The sequence below is a fragment of the Arenibacter sp. F26102 genome (assembly GCF_023015865.1).
GTDB lineage: Bacteria > Bacteroidota > Bacteroidia > Flavobacteriales > Flavobacteriaceae > Arenibacter.
Map to the genome: position 1 here is coordinate 1 of NZ_JALKBC010000054.1, position 1,220 is coordinate 1,220.

Below are 1,220 nucleotides of genomic sequence, written 5' to 3' on the forward strand. Positions count from 1 at the left end.
ACAGTAGTTTGGGTTGACAAGTCCAGCTTCGCTGTTTTGGCCGATCAGGTAACTATTACCGGAGTAGGAACGGTAGCGGATCCCTTCAAAGTAGAAGACCTTTCAATAGTAAATTCCAAACTTGGCCCTGATGCGGTGACGAATGCTAAATTGGCCGATGACGCGGTACAATTGGAAAACATAGCTGATGGTACGGTCTCTGGGCAGGTAATGCAATGGGATGGGACGGACTGGATTCTAATAGATTTAGGTTCTGTGACGGTTACAGAAATCGATGGTGTAATCGGAAATGAAATTTTAAATGCAACTGATGCTACTCTGGTACGTTCTGGAACAGGAACTAATGCCGATCCCTATACGCTGGACGTAGCGGCAGATGGAATTACAAATGCTGAATTGGCCGATAATGCGGTTCAGACAGAAAACATATTAAGCGGAGGCAACGACAAGGTTTTGGTCACGGATGCAATCGGAACAGTAGTTTGGGTTGACAAGTCTAGCTTTGCCGCCATTGCCGATCAGGTAACTATTACGGGAGCCGGAACGGCTGGTGACCCCTTCAAAGTAGAGGACCTATCCATAGTTACAGCCAAGCTTGGAGCCGATGCGGTGACCAACGCCAAACTGGCGGACAATGCAGTTCAGACGGAAAATATATTGAACGGTACTATTTTGACAGAGGATATGTCTTCAGGTGGTAACGACAAGGTATTGGTTACGGATGCAATCGGGACAGTGGAGTGGATCGACAAGTCGAGCTTCGCCGCCATTGCGGACCAGGTAACTATTACGGGAGCGGGAACTGCTGGTGACCCCTTCAAAGTAGAGGACCTATCCATAGTGACTGCAAAATTAGGTGCCGATGCGGTGACCAATGCTAAATTGGCCGATGACGCGGTACAATTGGAAAACATAGCTGATGGTACGGTCTCTGGGCAGGTAATGCAATGGGATGGGACGGACTGGATTCTAATAGATTTAGGTTCTGTGACGGTTACAGAAATTGATGGTGTAATCGGAAATGAAATTTTAAATGCAACTGATGCTACTCTGGTACGTTCTGGAACAGGAACTAATGCTGATCCCTATACGCTGGACGTAGCGGCAGATGGAATTACAAATGCTGAATTGGCCGATAATGCGGTTCAGACAGAAAACATATTAAGCGGAGGCAACGACAAGGTTTTGGTCACGGATGCAATCGGAACAGTAGTTTGGGT

The 1,220-nt window shown here is 47.1% G+C and carries 1 protein-coding gene; it reads left to right on the plus strand.

Translation table 11 applies throughout. From position 1 onward, the window contains the following. Positions 1 to 1,220, plus strand: a 1,220-nt coding sequence (locus tag MWU78_RS22215; protein ID WP_247002005.1) for a hypothetical protein, incomplete at both ends; no start/stop codon positions are given.